Raw genomic sequence first — 24,626 nt, 5'->3', positions numbered from 1 at the left:
TCCGGGCGCGAAAAGGACCCGGGCACCGCTGGACAACCCCCCGACTGTCCAGCGGCACCCGGGCCGCGGGCCGTCGGATCCCACCCCCCCGGTACGGGATCCGACAGCGCTGATCCTGCGTGCGAACCTCCGCTCGCCGGATCTCCAGTGTTGTCTTGTGGCGGGGTCTCCCCCGCGGGTCCTGCGGTGCGGCCGCCTGCGCCGACACCAAGAACACTAATGGTGTTCTCGCTCGTTCCGGGGCTGCGGAAACCCTCGACTCGGTAAACGGTCAGTAGTCAGCGCTATACGCTGCGTAGCCGAACGACGAGCGGCGGATCCGGCGCGACGAGCGGTCGCGGTCAGCGGATGACGATCTCCTCGGGCAGGTGCAGCCGCGCCATCGCGCGGTCCGCGCGGCGCGGCACGGCGTGCGGCGTGAGCAGCGACACCCCGGCCATCACCGCGACCGCGACCGGCGCGACGACGAGCGCGGGCTGCGCGATGACCGCGCCGGACCAGCCCTGCCGCTCCGCCCCGAGCAGCCACGCCACGCCCGCGCCGACGGCGAGGCCGCCGCCGGTGAGCAGCCCGGCCGCCGCGCCCGCCGGGGTGAGCCGCCGCCACCAGATGCCGAGCACCAGCAGCGGGCAGAGCGAGCAGGCCGACACCGTCAGCGCGAGCGTGACGAGGCCCGCCGCGCCCTGCGGGCCGATCTTCGACGCGACGGTGAGCGGCACCGCGAGCGCGAACACCGCCCCGGCCCGGAACGAGGCGACCCGCGCGCCGCCGCTCCGCCGGCCGAGCGCCTGCGCGGCCGTCCCGGCGATCGCGACGACCACGCCGCAGGAGGTGGAGATGAACGCCGCGAACGCGCCCGCCGCGACGAGCCCGGTGAGCACCGCGCCCCCCGCGCCCGGCGCGAGCCGCTGCGGCAGCATGAGGATGGTCGCGTCGGTGTCGCCCGTCATCAGCAGCTCGGGCGTGTAGACGCGGCCGAGCGTCCCGTACAGCGCCGGGAACACGTAGAACAGCGACAGCAGCGCCGGCACCATCGCCGCCGTGCGGCGCGCCCCCCGCCCGTCGGTGTTGGTGTAGAAGCGCATGAGGATGTGCGGCAGCCCGACGGTGCCGAGCAGCACGCCGAGCAGCGCCGAGTACGTGGCGTACAGGCCGTGCTCCTGCCCGCGCGCGTTCGGGATCGCCCAGGTGCTGCCCTTCTGCACCGGCAGCCGGTCGATGTGCGGCACGGCCGCGCCCGCGGGGAACACGAGGCGCGCGTCCCGGCCGACGGTGTGCCACCCCGCGCCGAGGACGAGCCGCCCGCCGCCGTGCGCCGCGCCGTCCACCACGCCGCTCGCGGCGACGGCGACCGGCGCGGGCACCCGCACCCGCACCGGGTTCGGGACGGCGACGGCGGTCGCCCGCGCGAACCGCGGGACGCGGTCCTCGGTCGGGTCGCCGCCGCCGTCCAGGTGCCAGATCGTCAGCAGCACGACGGCCGGGACCGCGATCGCGACGAGCTTCACCCAGAACTGCACGGCCTGCACCGCGGTGATGCTGCGCATCCCGCCCGACAGCACCAGCGCCAGCGACGTCCCGACCACCACCGCCCAGCCGGCCCACACCGGCGCGCCGGTGAGCACCCGCAGCGTCACGCCCGCGCCCTCGAACTGCGGCAGCAGGTAGAACCAGCCGATGACGCACACGCACGCCGACACGATGCGGCGCACCGCGGCCGACCCGAGCCGCCACTCGGCGAAGTCGGAGATGCTGTAGGCGCCCGAGCGGCGGAGCGGCGCGGTGACGAACGCGACGAGCAGCACGTACCCGGCGGTCGCGCCGATCGGCAGCCACAGCATGTCGGCGCCGTAGGCGAGGACGAGCCCGGCGGTGCCGAGGAACGCCGCCGCCGAGATGTACTCGCTGCTGATCGCCGAGGCGTTCCAGAGCGGGCTCACCCCGCGCGAGGCGACCAGGAAGTCGGTGGTGGTCGCCACCCCGCGGCCGCGGCCGTGGCCGCCCACCACCGCGATCATGCCGAGCACCGCCACCAGCGCGGTGAGCGCGGCGGCGACCGCGAAGACGATCACGAGCGGTCCACCAGCGCGGCGAACTCGGCCTCGATCCGCTCGGCCTGCCGGACGTGCCGGGCGGCGACCGCGATCCACACCGGCTGCACGGCGAGCGCGAGCAGCAGCCAGGGCAGCGGCACGCCGAGCAGCCGGCGGCGGCCGAGCACCGGCTCCCAGACGAGCAGCGCCGGCAGCACCGCGAGGACGGCCGCGACCGTGCCGCCCGCGAGGAGCGCGCAGCGCAGCTGGGCGCGGATCAGGGTGCGCGCGAACACCGCGCCGAGCTCGGTCTGCTCGTCCAGGTCGTGGGCGAGGCTCCAGCCGTGCCCGCCGGTCCGCGCCCGCACGGCGGCGCGCTCGCTGCAGGCGCGCTCGGTGCGCGGGCTGGTCACCAGCACGCGCCGCGTCCCGCCGCCGTCCTCAGTCATCCGCGCCGTCCGCGCCGTCGATGCCGTCCGCGCCGTCGGCGCCCGGGTCGGCGCCGGTGATGCCGGCGTGCCGGAACCGGCGCACCAGCAGGTCGCGGACCTGGCGGGTGTGCCGCCGGCTCACCGGCAGCAGCTCCTGACCGACCTGCACGGCGGCACGGCCGCCGTCGAACCGCAGCTCGCTGATGTGGGCGCACGCCACCAGCGTGCTGCGGTGGATGCGGATGAACCCGGCGGCCTCCCAGCGGCGCTCCAGCGCGGCGAGCGGCATCCGCACCAGGTAGCTGGCCTCGCCGGTGTGCAGCCGCACGTAGTCGCCGTGCGCCTCGACGTGGGTGACGGCGCTGCGCGCCACCAGGCGGGTGCGGCCGGCCAGCTCGACCGGGACCATCTCGTCGGCGGACGCCTCGCCCGTGCCGCCGCCCGTGCCCCCGACCGCGCCGCCGGGCGCCTCGCCGGGGCCGCGCAGCACCGCCTCCTCGACGCGGCGGACGGCCTCGGCGAGCCGCTCGGCGCGCACCGGCTTCAGCAGGTAGTCGAGGGCGCCGAGCTCGTAGGCCGCCACCGCGCAGTCGTCGTGCGCGGTGACGAACACGACGGCGGGCTGGGCGGTGAAGCCGGTGAGCAGCCGCCCGAAGTCCAGGCCGTCCAGGCCCGGCATCCGGATGTCGAGGAACACCGCGTCCAGCCGCTCGCCCGCCACCAGCATCCGGCTGAGGCTGCGCAGCGCCTCGGCCGCGTCGTTGGCGCCGCTGACCCGCTCGATCCGCGGATCCTCGCGCAGCAGGTAGGACAGCTCTTCCAGAGCGGGCATCTCGTCATCGACGGCCAGGACGCGCAGCATGGGACGACTCTTCACCCATGACGCTGCGTGCGCAATCGGTTCCGCAATGTAAAGGTAAAGTCGACGTTCACAGTCAGGGCCGCGGCCCCGGCCGGGGAGGGGCCTAGTCGGGGAAGACGCCCGGCCGGTACTTGGGCACCCGCAGGTTCACCCGGGTGCCGGCGTCGACGGCCGTCTCCACGGTGAGGCCGTACTCGTCGCCGTAGACCTGCCGCATGCGCTCGTCCACGTTGGCGAGGCCGATGCCGGCGCCCGCGCCGCTCCGGCGCTCGCGCCCGGCGGGCCCGGCGCCGCGCGCGAGCACCTCGCGCAGCCGGTCGGGATCCATGCCGACGCCGTCGTCCTCGACGCTGATGGCGGCCTCGGCGCCGGAGTCGCGGGCGACGATCCGGATGTGGAAGCGGGCGCGGGTGCCGCCCATGCCGTGCTTGATGGCGTTCTCCACGAGCGGCTGCAGCGACAGGAACGGCACCGCGACCGGCAGCACCTCGGGCGCGACCTCGACGCTGAACTGGAGCCGCTCGCCGAACCGGGCGCGCTCCAGCAGCAGGTAGCGGTCGATGGAGCGCAGCTCGTCGGCGAGGGTGGTGAAGTCGCGGGGGTTGCGGAAGGAGTAGCGGGCGAAGTCGGCGAAGTCGAGGAGCAGCTCGCGGGCGCGCACCGGGTCGGTCCGCACGAACGAGGCGATCGTGGTGAGCGAGTTGTAGACGAAGTGCGGCGAGATCTGGGCGCGCAGCGCGCGCATCTCGGCCTCGGCGAGGCGGGCCCGCGAGGAGTCCAGCTCGGCGAGCTCCAGCTGCCCGGCCACCCAGCGGGCGACCTCGCCGACGGCCCGCACCCGCGCCGCCGACGCGGCCGGGACGTAGGCGGCGAGGGCGCCCTCGACCCGGCCGTCCACGGTGATCGGCGCGATCATCGCGACCCGCACCCGGCAGAGCGGCACCTCGCAGTCCAGCAGCTCGGGCGCGACGACCCGCGGGCGGCCCGACACCAGCACCGGGCGGGCGTGGAAGAGCGCGTCGGCGGCGTGCAGGTGCGCGCCCGCGCCGTCCCACACCAGCAGCCGGCCCGGCCCGTCGGCGCCGCCGGCGAGCCGGTCGGCCCGGTCGCCGGCGCCGTCCTCGCCGCCCTCGTCCTCGCGGGCCGACAGCAGCGCGATCGCGTCGGCGCCGAGCAGGACGCGCAGGTGCCGGGCGGCCTTGCGGGCCGACTCGCGGTCCAGCCCGGAGCGGAGCGAGGGCGAGGCCCGGGAGATGGTGTGCAGGGTCGCGAAGGTCGCCTCGTCGGCCAGGGTGCCGAAGCCGCGCCGGCGCACGCGCAGCCGGCGGCGCAGGGCGTCGGCGGCGAGCGCGGTGCCGGTGAGCGCGGCGCAGCACGCCACGTCGAGCACGGAGGGTGAGACCATGGGAACCGAAGGTAACGCCCGTCCGCCCCCCGCGGCGGGCGAATCCGGCGGCCGCCGGCGCGGGCGGGCGGCGCGGCCGGTCAGAGCGGGGGCGACTCGCCCTCTTCCTCCTGGTACGAGTAGCGCTGCTCGCGCCAGGGGTCGGCGACGTTGTGGTAGCCGCGCTCCTCCCAGAACCCGCGCCGGTCCTTGACCAGGTACTCGATCGCCCGCACCCACTTCACGCTCTTCCAGGCGTACAGGTGCGGCACGACCATGCGGGTCGGGAAGCCGTGGTCGGGGGTGAGGCGCTCGCCGTCGCGGTGGGTGGCGAGCATCGCGCCGTCGGCGAGGAAGTCGGCCATCCGGATGTTGGCGCTGTAGCCGTAGTCGGCCCACACCATGACGTGCGTGACGTCGGGGGCGGGCGGCGCCAGCTCGACCAGCGACGCCCCGGCGACGCCCTCCCACAGGTTGTCCGGGATGGTGAACTTGGTGACGCAGTGGAAGTCGGCGACCGCCCGCGTGCGCGGCAGCGCGTCGAACTCCTCCCAGCCCCACCGGTACATGCCGCCGGTGGCGGTGGCGCCGAACACGCGCAGGTCCCAGTCCTTGGGACGGAACTTCGGCACCGGGCCGTAGTGCAGCACGGGCCAGCCGCGCGGCACGTACTGCCCCGGGGGCAGGGACCGGTCGGCGTCGTCGTGCTCTTCGGGCTCGGACATGACGCGGCCATCCTGCCATCCGGCGTGAGCTGAGCCATACCGGCCCCCTTCGCGCGGACCGGTCCCGCGATGGGCTACCCTCGGGGACATGCGCAACGTCGTGTACTTCTTTTGGTATGACCGGCCCGGGAGGCCGGTCTGCCAGACGCTGCGCTGACAGACCACGAGCAGGAGCCCCGGGCCGGTATCGGCCCGGGGCTCCTGTCGTTCCAGGGGTAATTCGAGGAGAGGCAGCATCATGGTCGTCGTCATGGCCCCGGGGGCCACCGAAGCGGATATCGAGGGCGTCGTCTCACTGGTCGAGACGGCGGGCGGGTCCGCGTTCGTCAGCCGGGGCGTGGAGCGCACCATCGTCGGGCTCGTCGGGGACGTCGCCCAGTTCGGCGCGCTGAACCTGCGCGGCATGCGCGGCGTCAGCGACGTCGTCCGCATCTCGGTGCCCTACAAGCTGGTCAGCCGGGAGAACCACGCCGAGCGCTCGGTCGTCCGCGTCGGCGGCGTGCCGGTCGGCCCCGGCACGATGACGCTGATCGCGGGCCCGTGCGCGGTGGAGACGCCCGAGCAGACGCTGCAGGCCGCGCAGATGGCGCAGGCCGCGGGCGCGACGCTGCTGCGCGGCGGCGCGTTCAAGCCGCGCAGCTCGCCGTACGCTTTCCAGGGCCTCGGCGAGGCGGGCCTCCGCATCCTCGCCGACGTGCGCGCCGAGACCGGCATGCCGATCGTCACCGAGGTCGTGGACGCCGCCGACGTCGAGCTCGTCGCCTCCTACGCCGACATGCTGCAGATCGGCACCCGCAACGCGCAGAACTTCGCGCTGCTGCAGGCGGCCGGCGAGGCGGGCAAGCCGGTCATGCTGAAGCGCGGCATGAACGGCACCATCGAGGAGTGGCTGATGGCGGCCGAGTACATCGCCCAGCGCGGCAACCTCGACATCGTCCTCTGCGAGCGCGGCATCCGCACCTTCGAGACCGCCACCCGCAACACCCTGGACATCTCGGCGGTGCCGGTCGCGCAGCGGCTCTCGCACCTGCCGGTGATCGTGGACCCGTCGCACTCGGGCGGCCGCCGCGACCTGGTGCTGCCGCTCACCCGCGCGGCCATCGCGGTCGGCGCCGACGGCGTCATCATCGACGTGCACCCGCACCCCGAGACGGCGCTCTGCGACGGCCCGCAGGCGCTGGTGAACGGCGACCTGCGCGAGCTCGCCAAGGTCGTGCGGGCGCTGCCGCCGCTGGTCGGCCGCACCCTGGCCACCGCGCCGGACGGCGCGCGGGACGGCGTCCCTGCCTGACGCGGGCGGCTGTTAGAGTCGCGCCGTGGACTACTGGACCCCGAACTGCGGCCCGCCCCGCTCCTGACCGGAGCGCGGCGAGCTTTCCGACGACGGCCGGACCCGGCGCCTCGCGCCCGGTCCCGCTGATCCCTGCGCTCCGGACTCGGACCACCCCTTCCGTTCCGAAGCTCCAGGAGCAGTTCCGTGTCCATGCGCACCCTCGCGCGCGGCGCCTCCCGCGCCCGCGCCACCACCTCGATCCGGCGCCCCGCCGGCGGCGCCGACGTCCTCGCCGCGGCGTGCCTGTGGGGCACCACCGGGACCGTCCGCACCTTCGCGCCGGCCGCGGGCAGCGTGTCCGTCGCCGCCGTGCGGATCGTCATCGGCGGCGTGCTGCTGCTCGCCCTCGCCGCGTGCACCGCGCGCGGCGGGGGTCTCCGCCGGCTCGCCGCGCGGCGCCGCGACCTGCCGCTCGTCGCGCTCGGCGCGGTCATGATCGCGGTCTACCAGGCGGCGTTCTTCGCCGCCGCCGCCCGGACCGGCGTCGCGGTCGGGACGGTCGTCACCATCGGCAGCGCCCCGGCGTTCACCGGGGTGCTCGGCCTGCTCGCCCGGCAGGCGCCGGTCACCGCGCGCTGGGCCGCGGCGACGGCCGGCGCGGTCGCCGGCTGCGCGCTGCTCGCCGGCGGCGGCCAGGGTGCCGGCACCGACCCGCTCGGCGTCGGCCTCGCCCTGCTGTCGGGCCTGTCGTACGCGGTGTACGCCACCGTCGCGGCGGCGCTGATCGGGGGCGGCGAGGACGACCGCGCCGTCGTCGGGGCGCTGTTCGGCGCCGCGGCCGTGCTGTTCGTGCCGGTGCTGGCGGTCGCCCCGCCGGCGTGGGCGCTGACGGGCGCGGGCGCGCTCGTCGCGCTCTACCTCGGCGGTGTCGCGACCGGCGGCGCCTACCTGCTGTTCGGCCGCGGCCTCCGCACGGTGAGCGCCGCGACCGCGACGACGCTGACGCTCGCCGAGCCCGCCGTCGCGGCGGTCCTCGGCACGGCGGTGCTGCACGAGCGGCTCGGCGCCGCCGCGCTCGCCGGGCTCGCCCTGCTGGCGGCGAGCCTGGTGGCGCTGGTCGTCCCGGCCCGGCGGTGACGAATTGGTCTGAACCACTCGCCAGACCCCGTCCCGGCGGGGATGATGCTCGGCATGACGACGGGCGATGGCGACGCCGGCGGGCGTCTGTTCCCCGAGGGGCTGGACGGGGTGGACCCGGTGGCGGCGGTGGTGCTGGCCGACGCGGTCCGCTCCATCGCCGCCCACCCCGACCTGGTCGCGGTCGGCACCCTGTTCACCGCGGCCGAGCGCGTCGGCGACGGCTGGCAGGTCCGCTGCGGCGCCGACCCGATCCCGCAGGGCGCCCGCGAGCTGCTGGCCGACCTGCTGGCCGAGCGCGCCGCCGCCGCGGGCCCGCTCGCCGCGCGCGGCCTGCGGGCGGCGGCGCACGCGGTGGTGGACGGGGGGCTCGACGAGGTGCGGGCCGCGGGCGGCGTCTTCCGCATCGTCCGGGTCGAGCAGCTCATCCGGTCCGGTCCGGGCGGCCCGGAGGCGCCGCGCCCGACCGACCCCGACGTCCGGCCCCGCCCGGACCGCCCGGCGCCGCCGCGCCCCTACGACCTCATCCGCCCGGTCCCCGACGCGCCGGACGGCACCACCAGCGAGCTGCTCTGCCAGCTGCTGGACGCGGCGGCGCGCGCGGGCAGCGAGGCGTCCGAGCGGTTCCTCACGCCGGTGCCGCTCACCCCGGCGTTCACGATCGCCGAGCGGCAGGCGGGGCGCTGGCGGCCCGCCGGGCGGCTGCACGACACGCCCGCGCAGGCGCGGGCGGCGCTCGCGTCCTACCTCCGGACGGTGGTGCCCGCCGTGGAGCGGCCCGGCCCCGCCGAGCTGCCCGCCTACCGGCGCGCGGCCGCGCGGATGGCCGACGGCACGCGCCGCGCCGGCGTGGAAGTGGCGGGCCGCCGGTTCCGCATCGTGCGGATCGAGCGGATCACGCTGCTCGGCCCGGACGGCCCCGAGCCGCCCCGGCCGGGCGACTTCGACGCGCGCTGACGCCCGCCGGCCGTCAGGAGCCCTCGCCGTAGACGGGGCGGTGCTCCTGGGTGGAGGCGGCGAGCCGCTCGGCGAGCTCCTCGACGTCCAGCCGCTTGTCGATCTGGCGCAGGTCGTCCAGCTTGGCGCGGGTCTCGGCGCCGAGCGGGGCGAGCATCGAGCAGCAGTCCTCGTCGGGCAGCTCGGAGATCGACAGGGTGCGGACGCGGCGCGCCTGGTCCATGATCTCGGTCTTGTCCATGCCGATCAGCGGCCGCAGGATCGGCAGCTCCACCGCGTCGTCCTGCGCGGTGATGTTGGTGAGCGTCTGGCTGGACACCTGGCCGAGCGCGTCGCCGGTGATCAGCGCGGCGCCGCGCAGCCGCCGCGCGACGAGCTCGCCGGTGCGCAGCATCAGGCGGCGCTGCGCGATGACGGCGAGCTTGTCGGCGCCGGAGGTCTTGATCGCCTGCTGGGCCTTGCCGAACGGCACGACGAACAGCCGCGACCCGCCCTGGAACTTGTCCAGCTCGCGGACCAGCGCGTACGCCTTGTAGATCGACTCGGGGCCGGTGAAGGGCATGCCGGAGAAGTGCAGGAAGTCGACGCGGAGGCCGCGGCGCATCATCCGGTAGGCGGCGACGGGCGAGTCGATGCCGCCCGACATCAGCACGAGGCCGCGGCCGCTCATCCCGACGGGCAGGCCGCCCTGGCCGGGCAGGCCGCCGGAGAACACGAACACCTCGTCGCGGTCGACCTCGATCGACAGCGTGTGGTCGGGGTTCTTCAGCCGGACCGGCTGGTGGTAGGCGTCGTTCAGCAGGCCGCCGATGTGGCGGTCCAGCTCGGTGGAGGTCATCGGGAAGCGCTTGTCGCGGCGGCGCGAGCGGACCGCGAACGAGCCCCGCGCGCCCGCCATGAGCTCCAGCGCGGCGCGCTCGACGCTCGGCACGTCCTTGCCGACGCGCCAGGCGCGGTGCGCCCAGACGATGCCCATGACGTCGGTGATGCGGGCGGCGAGCCGGTCGACCAGGGCGGCGTCGGCGTCCTTGGCGCGGACCATGAACACGCCGTGCCGGCGGACCACGTCGACGCGGGCGATCGGGCGCACGGCGAGCCGGATGTTGTCGGCGAGGCGGCGCTCGAACTGCTCGCGGTTCTTGCCCTTCAGGACGACCTCGCCCAGCTTGACCAGCACGCACGGCTCCCCGTCGACGGCCGGCGCCTGCTCCCGGACCTGGTCGGGCGCGGAGCCGGGCGCGGTGCCGGTCGCGGTGTCGAGCGCGGTCATGGGCGTCGTCCTCCTGGGCTGGGAAAGGGAAGGGGCCGGCCACCAGTGTGGCCCACAGAGGGCAACACCGCGACCGGCCCGGCGTGTTCCCAGGTCCGCGGGGGGGGCCGCCTAGCCGAAGAACACCTCGGCCTCGGCGTAGCGCTCGGCCGGGACCGTCTTCAGCTCCTTGGTCGCCTCGTCGAGGCCGACGCGGACGATGTCGGTGCCCTGGAGGGCGACCATCTTGCCCCAGTCGCCGTCGTGGACGGCGTCGATGGCCTGGAGGCCGAAGCGGGTGGCGAGGACGCGGTCGAAGGCGCTCGGGGTGCCGCCGCGCTGGATGTGCCCGAGCACGGTCGCGCGGGCCTCCTTGCCGGTGCGCTTCTCGATCTCCTCGGCGAGGCGCTGGCCGATGCCGCCGAGGCGGACGTGGCCGAACGCGTCGAGCTCGCCGGTGGCGACCTCCATCTGCCCGTCGACCGGGTGCGCGCCCTCCGACACCACGATGATCGGGGCGTAGCGGGTCTTGAAGCGGCTCTCGACGTACTCCACGACCCTGTCGATGTCGAACGGCCGCTCGGGGATCAGCACCACGTTGGCGCCGGCGGCCATGCCGGCGTGCAGCGCGATCCAGCCCGCGTGCCGGCCCATGACCTCGCAGATCAGCGCGCGGTGGTGGCTCTCGGCGGTGGTGTGCAGCCGGTCGATGGCCTCGACCGCGATGTTGACGGCGGTGTCGAAGCCGAAGGTGTAGTCGGTGGCGTTCAGGTCGTTGTCGATGGTCTTCGGGACGCCGACGACCTGCACGCCGTTGCGGTGCAGCTCGGCCGCGACGCCGAGGGTGTCCTCGCCGCCGATGGCGATGAGGGCGTCCACGCCGAGGCCGGCGAGGTTGTCCTTGATGCGCTCGATCCCGCCCTCGACCTTGACCGGGTTGGTCCGCGAGGAGCCGAGGATCGTGCCGCCGCGCGGCAGGATGCCGCGGACGGCCTGGACGTCCAGGGCGATGGTGTCGCCCTCCAGCGGGCCGCGCCAGCCGTCCCGGAAGCCGACGAACTCCTGCCCGTAGACCTGCACGCCCTTGCGCACCACGGCGCGGATCACGGCGTTCAGTCCGGGGCAGTCCCCGCCTCCGGTCAGCACCCCTACGCGCATGGCCTCTCCCTGTCCAGCAGTCACCGGGCTCCCTCCTCGTTCCGCGCGGCCAGCCTAGTGGCCGGGCCCGGCGCGCACCGGGCATTCGCCACCCCGTTCGGCGTGCCGCATTGGTCTAGACCATAACGCGGGAAGGCCCGGTAGATCACGCTTTGCGGGAGCTCACTCCCGGTCGAGGCCCTTCTCGATGGCGTACCGGACGAGCTCGACGCGGTTGTGCAGCTGGAGCTTGCCGAGGGTGTTCTGCACGTGGTTCTGCACGGTGCGGTGCGACAGCACCAGGCGCGCGGCGATCTGCTTGTAGGTGAGGCCCTTGGCGACCAGGCGCAGCACCTCGGTCTCGCGCTCGGTGAGCCGCGGCGCGTCGTCGTCGGGCCGGGCGGGCGCGGCGGCGAGCCGCCGGTACTCCCCCAGCACGAGGCCGGCGAGTCCGGGGGTGAACACCGCGTCGCCGGCGCCGGTGCGCGCGACGGCGTCCAGGAACTCGGCGCGGGCCGCCGACTTCAGCAGGTAGCCGGTGGCGCCCGCCTTCACCGCCTCCAGGACGTCCTGCTGCTCGCCGCTCGCCGACAGCACGAGGACGCGCACCGGCGGGTCGGCGGCGGCGAGGTGGCGGGTCACCTCCACGCCGCTGATGTCGGGCAGCTGGAGGTCGACGACGGCGACCTGCGGCCGCGCGGCGGCGGCGATGCGGACGGCGGTGCGGCCGTCGCCGGCGGTGGCGACGACCTCGTGCCCGGCCTCGGCGAGGTCGCGGGCGACCGAATCGCGCCACATCGGGTGGTCGTCCACCACCATCACCCGCAGCGGACCGGGAGTCTCCTCACGCACGGCCCCTACCCTACGCATCCGCCGGGCGCGGCGCCGGAACGGACATCTCGATCTCGGTGCCCTCGCCGGGCGCCGACGCGATCGCCACCGTGCCGCCGAGGTCGCGGATGCGGCCCCGGATGGACTGCGCGACGCCGAGCCGCCCGTCGGCGGCGGCCCGCTCCAGGCGGCCGGGCGGCAGGCCGGGGCCGTCGTCGCGGACGCTGACGACGACGCCGCCCGCGCCGTCGTCCTCCAGCAGCACCCAGGCGCGGGCGCCCTCGCCGGCGTGCCGGGCCACGTTGTCCAGGGCGGCGGCGACGGCGCCCGCGACCTCGCCGGCGGCGTGCCCGGGGAGCGGGACGGCGGTGGCGGGGGTGGACACGGTCACCGCGGTGGAGGCGTGCGCGGTGAGCAGCGGCCGCAGGTCCACCGGCGCGCCCGAGCGGGCGGGGCGCGCGGGGGGCGGCGCGCCGACCAGGGAGCGCAGCGCGACCTCCTGCTCCCCGGCGAGGCGGCCGAGCTCGGCCGCCTCGCCGCCGAGCTCGCCGCCGCGCCGCTGCACGAGGGCGAGCACCTGCAGCACCGAGTCGTGGATGCGGCGGGCGAGGCGCTCGCGCTCGCGGGTGGCGGCCTCCAGCTCGACCGCGCGGGCGAGCCGGGCCTCGGCGTCGCGGGCGAGCTTGACGACGTGCCCGACGACCAGGCCGGCGAGGAACAGCAGCATGATCCCGTTGAGGGTGCCCGAGCCGAGCCCGCGCACCGCCGGGACGCCGGCGAGGGCGTTGACCGCGATGTTGCCGGCGGCGAGGGCGGCCGCGGCGGCCAGCCCGGCGCGCTTGCCGCCCGCCACCGCCCACGACAGCACCGCCGCGGCGACCCAGGACGCCGGCAGCGTCGGCATCCCGTGCGTCATGCCGTGCTCGGTCTCGACCCAGGCGGTGGCGAGCAGGCAGCCGCTCGTGACGGCGAGGTCGGCGGCGAGCAGCGCCGGGCCGCGCCGGCCGGGCGCGGCGAACGCGTAGGTGGTGCCCGCCGTCCAGGCCGTCATCACGGCGAGCACCGCCCAGCCGCCGAGCGGGTGCGCGTAGCGGCCGGCGTTGACGGCGATGAGCAGCGCGGCGTAGGCCAGGGCGGCCCACCGGTAGATCGCCACGGACCGCCAGAGCGCGGTGTCCAGGCCCGTCATCCGCAGACCACCCGCCGCCTACTCGTCGTCGTCGGAGACCGGGCGCACGTCCTTGCCCGCCATCTCGGCCTTCACCTCGGCGGCGTAGCGGTCCACGTACTCCTGGCCCGACAGCGCCCGGATCGCCTGCATGATCTCGTCGGTGATCTCGCGCAGCACCGCCCGGTCGTCCTCCTTGCCGTAGAAGCGGGAGAAGTCCAGCGGCTCGCCGAAGCGCACGCCGGGGCGGACGCCGAGGCGCGGCAGCGGCCTGCCGGGCGGCATCAGCTCGAACGTGTTGATCATGGCCATCGGGATCACCGGCACCCGCGACTTCAGCGCCAGCCGGGCGACGCCCGTCTTGCCCCGGTACAGCCGGTTGTCGGGGGCGCGGGTGCCCTCGGGGTAGATGCCGAGCAGCTTGCCCTCGCCGAGGATGCGCAGGCCCGTCTCCAGGGCGGCCTCCGCGGCGCTGCCGCCGGTGCGGTCCACCGGCACCACGCCGACGCCGGTGAAGAACGCCTTGCTGATCAGGCCCTTGATCCCGGTGCCGGTGAAGTACTCGCCCTTGCCGATGAAGAAGATGGGGCGCATCAGCGGCAGCGGCCCGAAGAAGTGGTCGGCGAACGACAGGTGGTTGCTCACCAGCAGCGCCGGGCCCCGCTTCGGCACGTTGCGCATCCCCCGGTTCCGCGGCCGCCAGCCCAGGTACATGATCGGCGAGAGCACGATCCTCAGCAGGATCCAGAACCAGAGCATCCCGACACCTTCCTTCGACCGCGTGTGGATGCGGCGCGCATGAGCGACCCCCGCACCGGGGGGATGATGCGCCATCCTCCCATCCCCGCCTGGTCGTGCCCACACCCCGGGCGCCGGGAGGACCGCGGTCGCGGCGAGGGGGAGCGAACGGCGCCCGGGGAACGTAGTCTCTGTGTCCTGGACGGAATTCTCCCCGCGGATGCGCCCGGGGGGCTTGTCCGGGGCATCACAGCGAATACCGTGGGACACACGTTTTTCGATGGGGGAGCGGAGGCCGCCATGCCGGTGCTGTCGGTCACGCCGGAGTCGACGAAGGAGCCGGCCCCGTGAATCGCCGAGGCAATGGACTGATCGCGGACGCCTACGCCCCGCTGGTCGACCTGGCACCGCACCTCGCCGACGCCATGCTGTCGGCGCTGCGCGAGGCGGGGGTCGCCGCCTACGCGACGCCCGGCGCCGCGGACGGGGCCGCGCGGCCGCCCGCCGCCGGTCCCGGGGCCGCCGCCGACGAGGACGACGCGCTCGACCGGCTCTACGTCGACGTCGAGCTGAAGCCGACCGCCGAGGGCGTCCTGCAGGCGCATCTGGCCCAGCTCCGCGACACCGCCGGCCAGCACGACGACCACCGGCCGCCGCCGGCCGCGGCGGCCGCCGCCCAGCAGGCCCCGGCGCCGCCCGCCGGGGAGGCCGACGCGCCCGAGCGCGACGAGGACGCCATCTGGGCCGAGATCGTCGCCGGGTTCGACAGCGCCCCCGCCGACGGCGAGCGGGTGCCCTGGCCCGACCAGGAGAACCTGTCCGAGCCGCGCCGGCCGCCGGCCGAGGGCGACGACCGGACCGGCCGGCTGCCGCGCGCCCGGGTCGTCAAGCCCGCGGGCGAGGAGGACCCGGCCGGGTTCGACGCGCCCGGCGACGAGGGCCACTACATCCCGCCGGCGCCGCCCCCGCTGCCGAGCGCCGACCCGCTCACCAAGGGCGCCTGGATCGCGCTCGTCGGCGGCCCGCTCTACCTGCTCGCCACCGTGATCATGGACTGGTACGTGCCCGGCTGGGCGGCGTTCCTCGCGGTCGCCGCGTTCATCGGCGGCTTCGTCACGCTGGTCCTGCGGATGGGCGACGAGCCCCGCGACCCCGACGACGGCGCCGTCGTCTGACCGCCCGCGCCTCCCCCGCGCCTCCCCCGCGGCCCGCTCCGGTCCGCCCGGGGCGGGACGATTGCGCAGGTGGCGGGCCCGGCGCGGTTCGGGGACCACCGCCGCGGGTGTGCTACGGTGGTCCCAGTTGCGGTTCCCATGGACATGTGCACGCGCCTAGAGGTTCTTATACCCCGGGCGCGTTTTCTGTTTTTTCTGGATCTTCCGGATGGGCATCGCGGCGTCCCCGTCCCGCACGGTGCGGGATCGGGACCGACGTAGAAGGAGAGCAGGATGGCCACCGGTACCGTCAAGTGGTTCAACTCCGAGAAGGGCTTCGGCTTCATCGAGCAGGACGGCGGCGGCCCCGACGTCTTCGCCCACTACTCCAACATCGCCTCCCAGGGCGGTTACCGTGAGCTCCAGGAGGGCCAGAAGGTGTCGTTCGACGTCACCCAGGGCCAGAAGGGCCTCCAGGCGGAGAACATCGTCCCCGCCTGAGCGAGGACTCCCCGGGGCGCCCCGCGGAACGACCGGTACGGCCGGCCGGTCCGCGGGGCGCTCCGCCTTTTCCGGCGGGTCAGGGCAGCCGCAGGTCGGCGAGCAGCGGCCGGTGGTCGGTCGCGGCCGGGTAGTCCGCCGCGATCGCCGGGTCGGCGGGCACGCCGCAGCCGAGCACCCGGAACGCCGCGTCGGCGAAGACCCCGTCGATGCGGCGGCGCGGGTCGCGGGAGGAGAAGGTGAGCTCCTCCCCCGCCGGGGCGGTCGCGTGGGCGTCCTGGAACCGGCCGGTGAGCAGCGTCCAGGACGCGCCGCCCGGCTCCTCGTTGACGTCGCCGGCGAGCACCGCGGGCGCCCGGTGCCGCCAGGACGCCCGCTCCAGCATGCCGAGCAGCTGCCGGACGTGCGCGCGGCGCGGCTCGTCGGCGAGGTCCAGGTGGGTGCTCGCGGCGGTGAAGCGGGCGCCGTCCTTCGCCAGGACCGCGATGGCGAGCGCCCGCCGGTGCAGGCCGGGGACGCGGCTCAGCAGGTGGAACTCGCGCGCCACCCGCTCCACCCGCGGCGCGGCGAGCACCGCGAGGCCGCAGGCGCGGCGGCCTGCGGCGACGCGCATCCCGCAGGCGCGGGCGAGGGCGCGGCGCTGCCGCCGCCACCCCCGGAACCGCGGCACCTCCTGGAGGACGAGCACGTCGGGATCCAGGGCGCGCACGACCCGGGCCACCGCGGCCGGGTCGTCGCGCAGCGACCTGATGTTGTAGGAGACCAGGCGGACGTCGGGCACGGCGCCGCGCCGTTCAGAGCCGGGCGAGGTCGGCGGCGCCGGCGATGCCGGCGGCCGACCCGAGCTCGGCGATGCGGATCTCGGGGTGGGGCCGGTGGCCGCGGCCGGTGAGGGACCGGTCGAACGCCGTCCGCACCGGGTCGAGCAGCAGGTCGCCGGCGTCGGAGAGGCCGCCGCCGATGATGAACAGGCCCGGGTCCAGGATGGCGGCGAGGTCGGCGAGGCCCTGCCCGGCCCACCGGGCGACGGTGCCGAAGCACTCCAGCGCGGCCGGGTCGCCCTCGCGGGCGGCCTGGGTGATCTCCGGGCCGCTGATGCCGTCGGGGCGGCCGTCGCCGAGCTCCAGCAGCCGGCCCGCCATCGCCGGCGACACGCGGGCGAGGTCGCGGGCCTCGTGCACCAGGGCGTTGCCGCTCGCGTACTGCTCCCAGCAGCCGCGGTTGCCGCAGCCGCAGCGGCGCCCGTCCGGCACCACCCGGAAGTGGCCGACCTCGGCGCCGATGCCGAACCGGCCCCGGTACAGCTCGCCGTTGATGATGATGCCGCCGCCGATGCCGGTGCCGAGCGTGACGAGCACGATGCAGTCGTGGCCGCGGCCCGCGCCGAAGCGGGCCTCGCCCCAGGCGGTGGCGTTGCCGTCGTTCTCCACCACCACCGGCAGCCCGACGAGGTGCTCGACCTTGGCCTTGATGGGCTCGTCCCGCCAGGCCAGGTTGGGGGCGAACAGCACGGTGGAGCGGGCCTCGTCGACGAACCCGGCGCTGCCGAGGCCGACCGCGGTGACCGCCTCGTACTTGCCCTTCAGCAGGTCGACGACCTCGGCGATGACCTCGGCGGTCTGCTGCGGGTTGGTGGAGGGGGTGGGCCGCCGTACCTGCTCCAGGATCCTGCCGGTGTCGTCGACGACCCCCGCCGCCACCTTCGTACCGCCCACATCCACGCCGATGGTCAGGGCCATGTACGCTTCCTCCTCTTTCGCCGCGTCCCTGCTGCGGGACGGGAGCCTCGCCGCTAGCCGATGTCGATGGGGTCGCCGCCCGTGGCGGCGGACCAGGGGTCGCCCGCGTCCTTCGCGGGTTGCGCAGGAGCGGCCTGCGCGGGAGCGGCCTGCGCGGGCTCGTCCGCCGCGGTCCGCCGGGTGTGCGGCGGTCCGGCGTCGGGGCGGGGACGGGCGCCGCCGCGGGTGCGCTCGAAGGCGGCGACGACGTCGAGCCCGGCGGCCAGCAGCGAGCGGCCCGCCGCGCGGGCGTGCCGGCCGGCGTCGGGCCCGGACTCGCGGGCCACCGCGATGGCCCGGCAGATCGGGCAGTTGCGGCACTCGGGGGCGCCGGTCGCGATGTGCGGGTCGCGCAGCGCCGCGTCGCGCGCCTCGTCCGCCGCCTCGTCCGCCGCCTCGTCCACGGCGTCGCCCCACGCGTCGCCGCCGCCCGGCCCGCCGGAGGCGGCGCGGCGGGCGGACCCGCCCAGGGCGCCCGCCCGGCGGCGGAGGACGGCGAGGAGCCGCACGGCCTCGTCGAGGACGTCGCCCGGCTGCTGCTCGGTCATGAGAACATCTTCCATCCGTTGTCGGCGCGGAACGCCACCGCCCCGCTCGGGCGCGAACCTATTACCCGGCCCTCGCCGTACTCAGCCCTCGACATGCCGTTTCAGGCCCTTCAGCGCCGAGTCGATGATGCGCTTCTCGCCCTTGCGCTTCACCATGCCGATCATGGGGACGCGCACGTCCACCGCCAGCTCGTAGGTGACCTCGGTCGCGTCCGGGCCCTCGGCGAGGGTGTAGGAGCCGTGCAGGCCGGTGACGACCGCGCCCTTGCCGACCAGCTCCCAGTGCACCGCCGCGTCGCCGTCCCAGGTGTAGACGAGGTCGACGGTGTCGCTGAACGGGCCGCCGTCGAAGGTCAGGCGGGCGTCCTTCGCGCGGCCGTCGGGGTAGGTGTCCCCGACCTCGATCGACTTGATCCCGCTGGCCCAGGACGGGTAGGCGCCGAGATCGGCGATCACCGCCATGATGGCGCCCCTGCCCGCCGCGACGCTGATGGATGAACTCGTCCGGTCCGCCATGCCGCCGTCCCTCCGGCTCGTCGTGCCCGATCTTCCCGGCCCGATCTTCGGGCGCTCCCTGGCAGTATCCTTCACACCGTGAGCGCGAAGGGCACCCCGGTCGCCCGGAAGTGCCCGACGTTCAGGCATTCGGTGCGGCCGACGCGCATCCGGCGGCTCAGCGGCTGGTGCACGTGGCCGAACAGCGCGTACCGCGGCTGGGTGCGCTCGATCAGCTCCAGCAGCGCCTCGCTGCCCCGCTCGAAGCGGCGCGCGACGACGTCGTAGAGCAGTTCGGGCACCGCCGGCGGGATGTGGCTGCACAGCACGTCCACCTCGCCGAGCGCAGCCACCTTCGCGGCGTACTCGGCGTCGTCGATCTCGTTCGGGGTGCGGTACTCGGTGCGCAGGCCCGCTCCGACGAACCCGAAGCGCAGCCCGCCGATCTCGGCGGTGGCGCCGTCCACGACGGTGTGGCCCTCGCGCAGGTAGTCCGGCCACATGCTCGGCACGTCGACGTTGCCGTAAGTCAGGTGGGCGGGCACGGGCATCGCCGCGAACAGGTCGGCGTACTGGCGGCGGACGGCCTTCTCGATGTGCGGCCAGGCGCCGCCCTCCAGTGACTCCCAGAGGCCCTGGGAGAACGCGCGCGCCTCGTCGAACCGCTTCTCCAGCCGCAGCGCCACGTACCGGTCGGCGTTCTCCTCGCCGAACAGGTCGGCGAAGATGCCCTGCCCGTGGTCGGCGTAGTCGACGAACAGGATCAGGTCGCCGAGGCAGACGAAGGCGTCGGCGCCGTCGGCGGCGTGCCGGAGCGCGTCCGCGCGGCCATGGACGTCGCTCACCACATGGATCCGCATGAACAGACTCTAATGGGGCGCCCGCGGATGTTCCGCCAGCGGAACGGTCAGTCTTGCGCCGCCGCCGCGGCGAGCGCCCGCCACTCGGCGACGAGACCGGCGTCCACGGGGGCGTCCCAGGTGCCGTCGGCGCGCACCGCCGTCCCGACGTGGAACGCCGACACGCCCGCGGCGGCGAGGACGGCGACGTGGGTGCGGCGCAGCCCTCCCCCGGCCATGAGCAGCGCCGCCGCGTCCGGCCCCTCGGCGGCGCGGCGGAGCAGCGTCTGCACGCCGGTGTCGACGCCGCGCGGCGACCCGGCGGTGAGCACCGCGTCCGGCCCGAGCTCGCGGACGGCGCCCCAGGCGGCGGCCGGGTCGGCGGCGTGGTCGAGGGCGCGGTGGAAGGTCCACGGCAGCGGGGCGAGCGCGGCGGCGAGCTTGGCCGTCGCGGCGGCGTCCACCTGGCCGGCCGAGTCCAGGAAGCCGAGGACGAAGCCGTCGGCGCCCGCCTCGCGGAGCGCCCCGGCGGCGGCGCACAGCCGCTCCAGCTCGGGGACGCTGGTGCGGAACCCGGCGTTGGCGCGCAGCATCACCCGCAGGGGCAGCGACGTGGCGCGCCGCATCTCGGCGACGAGCTCCGGGTCGGGGGTGAGGCCGTCGGCGGCCATGTCGGCCACCACCTCCAGCCGGTCCGCGCCGCCCTGCTCGGCCGCCCGCGCGTCGGCGGCGGTCAGCGCGATGACTTCCAGCGTCGGCATGGCCCTCCCTCTCCTCCGGTCGGTCAAGGCTAGGGGACGGCCCGGTGCGGCCCGGACGGGGCGGGCGGGAATTTGCCCGGCCCTTACCGGAACCGTCCGGGACGCCGCGATCCAGGGCGCCGTGATCCGGGACACAGCCGCCATCTGGGGGTTTACTTACTCACGGGTATCCTTTGTCGGCAGGGAGCCGGTACCGTCGTCCCGCCCGACAGCAGAGAACAACGAGGAGTGGCCGTGCGCGAGTTCAGCGTTCCCGCCATGGTGGAGGTGCCCGGCACCGCCAACCTGACCGACGCGCCGTTCGCCCGAGCCGCCGACGACCCCGGCCGGATCGTGCTGCGCCGCAAGAACGGCGACGCGTGGAGCGCGGTGACCGCCCGCGAGTTCGCGGCCGAGGTGCGCGCGGTGGCCAAGGGCCTGCTCGCCTCCGGCGTCGAGGCCGGCGACCGGGTCGCGCTGATGTCGCGCACCCGCTTCGAGTGGACGGTCCTGGACTACGCGATCTGGACGGCCGGCGCCGTCGCGGTGCCGATCTACGAGACGTCCTCGGCCGAGCAGGTGCAGTGGATCGTCGGCGACTCGGGCGCGCGCGCCGTGTTCGCCGAGACGGACGCCCACCTCGCCGCCGTCGCCGAGGTCCGGGGCGAGCTGCCCGGCCTGGAGTCGGTCTGGGGCATCGACAACGGCGACCTCGCCGAGCTCGTCGCGCGCGGCGCGGACGTCACCGACGAGGCCGTGGAGGAGCGCCGCCGCGTCGCCGTGTCGGCCGACGTCGCCACCCTCGTCTACACCTCCGGCACCACCGGGCGCCCCAAGGGCTGTGAGATCACCCACGGGAACCTGGTGCTGACCGCCCGCAACGCCATCCAGGGCGCCATCTCCGAGGTCGCCGTGGACGGCAGCGCGACGCTGCTGTTCCTGCCGCTCGCGCACGTGTTCGCCCGGCTCATCGAGGTCGCCTGCATCGAGGGCGGCATCGTCCTCGGCCACAGCGACATCCCGAGCCTGCTGCCCGACCTCGACTCGTTCAAGCCGACGTTCCTGCTCGCCGTCCCGCGCGTGTTCGAGAAGGTCTACAACGGCGCCGAGCAGAAGGCCATCGCCGGCGGCAAGGGCAAGGTCTTCGCCGCCGCCGCCGAGACCGCCATCGCCTACTCCACCGCGCTCCAGGAGGGCTCGCCCTCGCTCGGGCTGAAGGTGCGGCACAAGGTCTTCGACGTGCTCGTCTACGGCAAGCTGCGCGCGGCCGTCGGCGGCCGGGTGCAGTACGCGGTGTCGGGCGGCGCCGCCCTCGGCGAGCGCCTCGGGCACTTCTTCCGCGGCGCCGGCATCGTCATCCTGGAGGGCTACGGCCTCACCGAGACGACCGCGCCGCTCGCGGTGAACCGCCCCTCCGCCATCAAGATCGGCACGGTCGGGCAGCCCATCCCCGGCGTCACCGTCCGCATCGCCGAGGACGGCGAGGTGCTGGTCAAGGGCGTCAACGTGCTGAAGGGCTACTGGAACAACGAGACCGCCAGCAAGGAGGCGCTGGAGGACGGCTGGTTCCACACCGGCGACCTCGGCGCGCTCGACGACGAGGGCTTCCTGAAGATCACCGGGCGGAAGAAGGAGATCCTGGTGACCGCCGCGGGCAAGAACGTCGCCCCGGCGCCGCTGGAGGACCGGCTCCGCGCCAACCCGCTGATCAGCCAGTGCCTGGTGGTCGGCGACGGCCGCAAGTTCATCAGCGCCCTGATCACCCTCGACGAGGAGGCGCTCGGTCCCTGGAAGGAGCAGCACGGCAAGCCCGCCGCGATGACGGTCGCCGAGCTGCGCACCGACCCCGACCTGGTCGCCGAGATCGACGGCGCGGTCGCCGCCGCGAACAGGTCCGTCTCGCACGCCGAGGCGATCAAGAAGTACGTGATCCTCGGGGTGGACTTCTCCGAGGAGGCGGGCCACATGACGCCGAGCCTCAAGGTCCGCCGGCACGCGGTGATCAAGGACTTCGCCGACGAGATCGACTCGCTCTACGGCTGACCGCCCGCTCCCCCGGCTCCGGGCCCGGGTCACCGATCCCTTACGCTGACCTGCGGATATCGTCGTTCCAGCGGATCCGTCCCGAGGGATCCGGAGCCGAGGAGCAGACGTGCGCGAGTTCCGTGCGCCCATCGAGGCGGAGGTCCCCGACTCCGCCAACCTGACCGACGCGCTGTACGGCCGGGCCGCCGAGCGGCCCGGCCGCATCGCGCTGCGGCGCCGGTCCGGCCGGGCCTGGGCGGCGGTCACGATCGGCGAGTTCGCGGCCGAGGTGACGGCGGTCGCGCGCGGCCTCGTCGCCGCCGGGATCGAGCCCGGCGACCGGGTCGCGCTGATGTCGCGGACCCGCTACGAGTGGGCCGTCGCCGACTACGCGATCTGGGCGGCGGGCGGCGTCACCGTCCCGATCTACGAGACGTCGTCGCCGTCGCAGGTGGCGTGGATCCTGGAGGACTCGGGCGCGTCCGCGGTGATCGCCGAGTCGCCGGGCGCCGTCCCCGAGGGGTACCGGGTGTGGCCGGTCGACGGCGCCGGCGGCCTGGCCGCGCTCGCCGCGTCCGGCGCGGACGTCCCGGACGCGGTGATGGCCGGGCGGCGCCGCTCGCGCGTCGCGTCCGACACCGCCACCATCGTGTACACCTCGGGCACGACCGGGCGGCCGAAGGGCTGCGAGCTGACGCACGCCAACTTCATCGGCACCGCCCGCAACGTCGTCCTGCACGGCGTCCCCGAGATCGCCGGGCCGGGCGCGTCCACGCTGCTGTTCCTGCCGCTCGCGCACGTGTTCGCGCGGCTCGTCCAGGTCGCCTGCATCGAGTGCGGGATGGTCCTCGCCCACGGCGACGTGCCGCGGCTGCAGGAGGACCTCAGCACGTTCCGGCCGACGTTCCTGCTGGCCGTCCCGCGCGTGTTCGAGAAGGTCCACAACGGTGCCGCGCAGCGCGCCGACGACGACGGCAAGGGCCGGATCTTCGCGCTCGCGGCCGGCACGGCCGTCGCCTACTCGCGGTCGCTGGACGCCGGCGGGCCCTCGCTCGCGCTGCGGGCGCGGCACCGCGTCTTCGACGCGCTCGTGTACCGGCGCCTGCGCGCCGCCCTCGGCGGGCGGCTGCGGTACGCGATGTCGGGCGGCGCGGGCCTGAACGAGCGGCTCGGGCACTTCTTCCGCGGCATCGGCGTCCAGATCATCGAGGGCTACGGGCTCACCGAGACGACCGCGCCGATCCTCGGCAACCGCTTCGCCGACAACCGGATGGGCACCGTCGGCCGCGTCTTCCCCGGCATGGCCGTCCGCACCGCCGGCGACGGCGCGTCCGGCGAGGTGCAGGTGCGGGGCGTCAGCGTCTTCCCCAGCTACTGGCGGAACGAGGCCGCGACGGCCGGGGCGTTCGACGGCGGCTGGTTCCGCACCGGCGACGTCGGCTCCCTCGACGCCGCCGGGCGGCTCACCGTCACCGGCCGCAGCAAGGACATCCTGGTCACCGCCGGCGGCAAGAACGTCGCGCCGGGGCCGCTGGAGGACCTGCTCCGCGTCCACCCGCTGGTCTCCCAGCCGGTGGTGGTCGGCGACGGCCGCCCCTACGTCGCCGCCCTGATCACCCTGGACGCCGAGGCGCTGGACGCCTGGAAGGCCCGGCACGGCAAGGACGCCGCGGCGACCGCCGCGGGCCTCCGCGACGACCCGGACCTGCGGGCCGAGCTGGACGCCGCCGTCGCCGAGGCGAACGCCTCGGTGTCGCGGGCCGAGCAGATCAAGCGGTACCGGGTCCTCGACGGCGACTTCACCGAGGGGGCCGGGCACCTCACCCCGAGCCTGAAGGTCCGCCGGCACGCGGTGATCAAGGACTTCGCCGCCGAGATCGACGCCCTCTACTCCTGACCCCGGTCAGGGGGCCGCGAGGGCGGCGACGGCGTCGGGGACGGGCGTCCCGCCCTCGACGAGCTCCAGGACGCGGCGGTTCACGGCGGGGGCGGCGAGCAGCGCGGCGATGACGGCGGCGGTGTCGTCGCGGGTGACGGCGCCGCGGCCGGTCGCGCCGTCGGCGAGGGTGACGCGGCCCGTCCCCGGGTCGTCGGTGAGGCGGCCGGGGCGCAGGATCACCCAGTTGAGGTCGCGCCGCCGCAGGTCCCGCTCGGCGGCGCCCTTGGCCCTGACGTAGGCGGCCCAGACCTCGCCGAGGGAGGCGTCCGGCTCGGTGCCGGCGCCCATCGCCGAGATCTGCACGAAGCGGCGGACGCCCGCCCGCTCGGCGGCGTCGGCCATGAGGACGGCGGCGCCGCGGTCCACGGTGTCCTTGCGGGGCGCGCCGCTGTTCGGGCCCGCGCCCGCGGCGAACACGACGGCGTCCGCGCCCGCCAGGACCTCGGCGGCCCGCTCGGCGGTGGCGGACTCCAGGTCGAGCACGATGGGCCCGGCGCCCGCCGCCCGGACGGCGTCCTCCTGGTCCGGGTTACGGATCAGGCTGAGAACGGTGTCCCCCCGGGCGGCGAGCAGCCGGGCCAGCCGCAGTGCGATCTGCCCGTGCCCGCCGGCGATGACGATGTTCATGGGCACCGATCCTACGGACCCCCGCGCGGCGCGCGCGGCGGCGGACCCGGCGGCG

24 protein-coding genes are annotated in these 24,626 nt (G+C 75.5%); 7 read left to right on the top strand and 17 right to left on the bottom strand.

The window, feature by feature from the left end:
• Positions 1 to 341: 341 nt before the first annotated feature.
• The 5 genes from K1Y72_RS00815 to K1Y72_RS00795 form a co-directional block, all read right to left on the bottom strand.
• Positions 342 to 2,072 (bottom strand): sodium/solute symporter, encoded by a 1,731-nt coding sequence (locus K1Y72_RS00815; protein ID WP_220162218.1) that lies wholly within the window; start codon positions 2,070 to 2,072, stop codon positions 342 to 344.
• The gene (locus tag K1Y72_RS00810; protein ID WP_220162216.1) at positions 2,069 to 2,482 is read right to left on the bottom strand and encodes a hypothetical protein; all 414 of its coding nucleotides are present in this window, start codon (positions 2,480 to 2,482) and stop codon (positions 2,069 to 2,071) included. The genes K1Y72_RS00815 and K1Y72_RS00810 overlap by 4 nt, the downstream gene beginning before the upstream one ends.
• Positions 2,475 to 3,326, bottom strand: coding sequence for a LytR/AlgR family response regulator transcription factor (locus K1Y72_RS00805; protein ID WP_220162214.1), 852 nt, complete (start codon positions 3,324 to 3,326; stop codon positions 2,475 to 2,477). Before K1Y72_RS00805 ends, K1Y72_RS00810 begins: the two co-directional genes overlap by 8 nt.
• 103 nt (positions 3,327 to 3,429) lie before the next feature.
• Entirely contained in the window at positions 3,430 to 4,731 is a 1,302-nt protein-coding gene (locus tag K1Y72_RS00800; protein WP_220162212.1) for a sensor histidine kinase, read from the bottom strand.
• A gap of 80 nt (positions 4,732 to 4,811) precedes the next feature.
• Entirely contained in the window at positions 4,812 to 5,435 is a 624-nt protein-coding gene (locus K1Y72_RS00795; protein ID WP_220162210.1) for a sulfite oxidase-like oxidoreductase, read from the bottom strand.
• A 238-nt stretch (positions 5,436 to 5,673) separates the two neighbouring features.
• Here K1Y72_RS00795 and aroF point away from each other — a divergent pair, with 238 nt between their 5' ends.
• The 3 genes from aroF (at position 5,674) to K1Y72_RS00780 (ending at position 8,802) form a co-directional block, all read left to right on the top strand.
• Positions 5,674 to 6,726: a 3-deoxy-7-phosphoheptulonate synthase gene (gene aroF / locus K1Y72_RS00790; RefSeq protein WP_220162207.1), complete on the top strand. Its 1,053-nt coding sequence runs from the start codon at positions 5,674 to 5,676 to the stop codon at positions 6,724 to 6,726.
• 192 nt (positions 6,727 to 6,918) lie between these two features.
• Complete coding sequence (locus K1Y72_RS00785; protein WP_258571776.1) at positions 6,919 to 7,845, top strand: EamA family transporter; 927 nt, start codon at positions 6,919 to 6,921, stop codon at positions 7,843 to 7,845.
• 54 nt (positions 7,846 to 7,899) lie between these two features.
• Positions 7,900 to 8,802, top strand: a complete 903-nt coding sequence (locus K1Y72_RS00780; RefSeq protein ID WP_220162203.1) for a DUF5954 family protein — start codon at positions 7,900 to 7,902, stop codon at positions 8,800 to 8,802.
• 13 nt (positions 8,803 to 8,815) lie between these two features.
• On the opposite strand, the gene thiI is transcribed toward K1Y72_RS00780, so the two are convergent.
• The 5 genes from thiI to K1Y72_RS00755 all read right to left on the bottom strand — a co-directional run bounded on the left by thiI (position 8,816) and on the right by K1Y72_RS00755 (position 13,946).
• Entirely contained in the window at positions 8,816 to 10,072 is a 1,257-nt protein-coding gene (thiI, locus tag K1Y72_RS00775) for a tRNA uracil 4-sulfurtransferase ThiI (RefSeq protein WP_220162201.1), read from the bottom strand.
• 111 nt (positions 10,073 to 10,183) lie between these two features.
• Positions 10,184 to 11,209 carry a 6-phosphofructokinase gene (locus K1Y72_RS00770; protein WP_220162199.1) on the bottom strand — a complete coding sequence of 342 codons (1,026 nt, stop codon included), beginning with the start codon at positions 11,207 to 11,209 and terminating at the stop codon, positions 10,184 to 10,186.
• 162 nt (positions 11,210 to 11,371) lie between these two features.
• Complete coding sequence (locus tag K1Y72_RS00765) at positions 11,372 to 12,058, bottom strand: response regulator (RefSeq protein ID WP_220162197.1); 687 nt, start codon at positions 12,056 to 12,058, stop codon at positions 11,372 to 11,374.
• Positions 12,051 to 13,208 carry a MacS family sensor histidine kinase gene (gene macS, locus K1Y72_RS00760; protein ID WP_220162195.1) on the bottom strand — a complete coding sequence of 386 codons (1,158 nt, stop codon included), beginning with the start codon at positions 13,206 to 13,208 and terminating at the stop codon, positions 12,051 to 12,053. The genes K1Y72_RS00765 and macS overlap by 8 nt, the downstream gene beginning before the upstream one ends.
• 18 nt (positions 13,209 to 13,226) lie before the next feature.
• The gene (locus K1Y72_RS00755) at positions 13,227 to 13,946 is read right to left on the bottom strand and encodes a lysophospholipid acyltransferase family protein (protein WP_220162193.1); all 720 of its coding nucleotides are present in this window, start codon (positions 13,944 to 13,946) and stop codon (positions 13,227 to 13,229) included.
• A 326-nt stretch (positions 13,947 to 14,272) separates the two neighbouring features.
• Between K1Y72_RS00755 and K1Y72_RS00750 the strand changes: the two genes are divergently transcribed.
• Positions 14,273 to 15,100, top strand: a complete 828-nt coding sequence (locus K1Y72_RS00750) for a hypothetical protein (RefSeq protein ID WP_220162191.1) — start codon at positions 14,273 to 14,275, stop codon at positions 15,098 to 15,100.
• 273 nt (positions 15,101 to 15,373) lie between these two features.
• Positions 15,374 to 15,580, top strand: coding sequence for a cold-shock protein (locus tag K1Y72_RS00745; protein WP_220162189.1), 207 nt, complete (start codon positions 15,374 to 15,376; stop codon positions 15,578 to 15,580).
• Positions 15,581 to 15,659: 79 nt separating this feature from the next.
• Here K1Y72_RS00745 and K1Y72_RS00740 read toward each other — a convergent pair whose 3' ends face one another.
• The 6 genes from K1Y72_RS00740 to K1Y72_RS00715 form a co-directional block, all read right to left on the bottom strand.
• Complete coding sequence (locus tag K1Y72_RS00740; protein WP_220162187.1) at positions 15,660 to 16,361, bottom strand: endonuclease/exonuclease/phosphatase family protein; 702 nt, start codon at positions 16,359 to 16,361, stop codon at positions 15,660 to 15,662.
• Positions 16,362 to 16,374: 13 nt separating this feature from the next.
• A complete protein-coding gene (locus K1Y72_RS00735) occupies positions 16,375 to 17,319 on the bottom strand; it encodes an ROK family glucokinase (protein ID WP_220162185.1) in 945 nt (314 codons plus the stop codon).
• A 53-nt stretch (positions 17,320 to 17,372) separates the two neighbouring features.
• Complete coding sequence (locus K1Y72_RS00730) at positions 17,373 to 17,906, bottom strand: hypothetical protein (RefSeq protein WP_220162183.1); 534 nt, start codon at positions 17,904 to 17,906, stop codon at positions 17,373 to 17,375.
• 81 nt (positions 17,907 to 17,987) lie between these two features.
• Positions 17,988 to 18,422, bottom strand: a complete 435-nt coding sequence (locus tag K1Y72_RS00725) for an SRPBCC family protein (protein WP_220162181.1) — start codon at positions 18,420 to 18,422, stop codon at positions 17,988 to 17,990.
• Positions 18,423 to 18,493: 71 nt separating this feature from the next.
• On the bottom strand, positions 18,494 to 19,261 hold the full coding sequence (locus K1Y72_RS00720; protein WP_220162179.1) for a metallophosphoesterase family protein: 768 nt from the start codon (positions 19,259 to 19,261) through the stop codon (positions 18,494 to 18,496).
• A gap of 47 nt (positions 19,262 to 19,308) precedes the next feature.
• Positions 19,309 to 20,001 (bottom strand): copper homeostasis protein CutC, encoded by a 693-nt coding sequence (locus tag K1Y72_RS00715; RefSeq protein WP_220162177.1) that lies wholly within the window; start codon positions 19,999 to 20,001, stop codon positions 19,309 to 19,311.
• 234 nt (positions 20,002 to 20,235) lie between these two features.
• On the opposite strand from K1Y72_RS00715, the gene K1Y72_RS00710 reads away from it, so the two are divergent.
• The gene (locus tag K1Y72_RS00710) at positions 20,236 to 22,023 is read left to right on the top strand and encodes an AMP-dependent synthetase/ligase (protein WP_220162175.1); all 1,788 of its coding nucleotides are present in this window, start codon (positions 20,236 to 20,238) and stop codon (positions 22,021 to 22,023) included.
• 109 nt (positions 22,024 to 22,132) lie between these two features.
• Positions 22,133 to 23,902: an AMP-dependent synthetase/ligase gene (locus tag K1Y72_RS00705; protein WP_220162173.1), complete on the top strand. Its 1,770-nt coding sequence runs from the start codon at positions 22,133 to 22,135 to the stop codon at positions 23,900 to 23,902.
• 6 nt (positions 23,903 to 23,908) lie between these two features.
• Here the strand turns inward: K1Y72_RS00705 and K1Y72_RS00700 are convergent, their stop codons facing one another.
• Positions 23,909 to 24,571, bottom strand: coding sequence for an NAD(P)H-binding protein (locus K1Y72_RS00700; protein ID WP_220162171.1), 663 nt, complete (start codon positions 24,569 to 24,571; stop codon positions 23,909 to 23,911).
• Positions 24,572 to 24,626: the final 55 nt, after the last annotated feature.

The organism is Actinomadura parmotrematis, from assembly GCF_019458805.1.
Lineage (GTDB): Bacteria > Actinomycetota > Actinomycetes > Streptosporangiales > Streptosporangiaceae > Spirillospora > Spirillospora parmotrematis.
This window is presented reverse-complemented; position numbering and strand designations above follow the sequence as displayed.

Excerpts from the sequence above, each read along its gene's own strand:
- K1Y72_RS00810 (WP_220162216.1), bottom strand. The coding sequence starts at position 2,482 with ATGACTGAGGACGGCGGCGGGACGCGGCGCGTGCTGGTGACCAGCCCG.
- K1Y72_RS00805 (WP_220162214.1), bottom strand. The coding sequence starts at position 3,326 with ATGCTGCGCGTCCTGGCCGTCGATGACGAGATGCCCGCTCTGGAAGAG.
- K1Y72_RS00800 (WP_220162212.1), bottom strand. The coding sequence starts at position 4,731 with ATGGTCTCACCCTCCGTGCTCGACGTGGCGTGCTGCGCCGCGCTCACC.
- K1Y72_RS00795 (WP_220162210.1), bottom strand. The coding sequence starts at position 5,435 with ATGTCCGAGCCCGAAGAGCACGACGACGCCGACCGGTCCCTGCCCCCG.
- aroF (WP_220162207.1), top strand. The coding sequence starts at position 5,674 with ATGGTCGTCGTCATGGCCCCGGGGGCCACCGAAGCGGATATCGAGGGC.
- K1Y72_RS00785 (WP_258571776.1), top strand. The coding sequence starts at position 6,919 with ATGCGCACCCTCGCGCGCGGCGCCTCCCGCGCCCGCGCCACCACCTCG.
- K1Y72_RS00780 (WP_220162203.1), top strand. The coding sequence starts at position 7,900 with ATGACGACGGGCGATGGCGACGCCGGCGGGCGTCTGTTCCCCGAGGGG.
- thiI (WP_220162201.1), bottom strand. The coding sequence starts at position 10,072 with ATGACCGCGCTCGACACCGCGACCGGCACCGCGCCCGGCTCCGCGCCC.
- K1Y72_RS00770 (WP_220162199.1), bottom strand. The coding sequence starts at position 11,209 with ATGCGCGTAGGGGTGCTGACCGGAGGCGGGGACTGCCCCGGACTGAAC.
- K1Y72_RS00765 (WP_220162197.1), bottom strand. The coding sequence starts at position 12,058 with ATGCGTAGGGTAGGGGCCGTGCGTGAGGAGACTCCCGGTCCGCTGCGG.
- macS (WP_220162195.1), bottom strand. The coding sequence starts at position 13,208 with ATGACGGGCCTGGACACCGCGCTCTGGCGGTCCGTGGCGATCTACCGG.
- K1Y72_RS00755 (WP_220162193.1), bottom strand. The coding sequence starts at position 13,946 with ATGCTCTGGTTCTGGATCCTGCTGAGGATCGTGCTCTCGCCGATCATG.
- K1Y72_RS00745 (WP_220162189.1), top strand. The coding sequence starts at position 15,374 with ATGGCCACCGGTACCGTCAAGTGGTTCAACTCCGAGAAGGGCTTCGGC.
- K1Y72_RS00735 (WP_220162185.1), bottom strand. The coding sequence starts at position 17,319 with ATGGCCCTGACCATCGGCGTGGATGTGGGCGGTACGAAGGTGGCGGCG.
- K1Y72_RS00730 (WP_220162183.1), bottom strand. The coding sequence starts at position 17,906 with ATGACCGAGCAGCAGCCGGGCGACGTCCTCGACGAGGCCGTGCGGCTC.
- K1Y72_RS00725 (WP_220162181.1), bottom strand. The coding sequence starts at position 18,422 with ATGGCGGACCGGACGAGTTCATCCATCAGCGTCGCGGCGGGCAGGGGC.
- K1Y72_RS00720 (WP_220162179.1), bottom strand. The coding sequence starts at position 19,261 with ATGCGGATCCATGTGGTGAGCGACGTCCATGGCCGCGCGGACGCGCTC.
- K1Y72_RS00715 (WP_220162177.1), bottom strand. The coding sequence starts at position 20,001 with ATGCCGACGCTGGAAGTCATCGCGCTGACCGCCGCCGACGCGCGGGCG.
- K1Y72_RS00700 (WP_220162171.1), bottom strand. The coding sequence starts at position 24,571 with ATGAACATCGTCATCGCCGGCGGGCACGGGCAGATCGCACTGCGGCTG.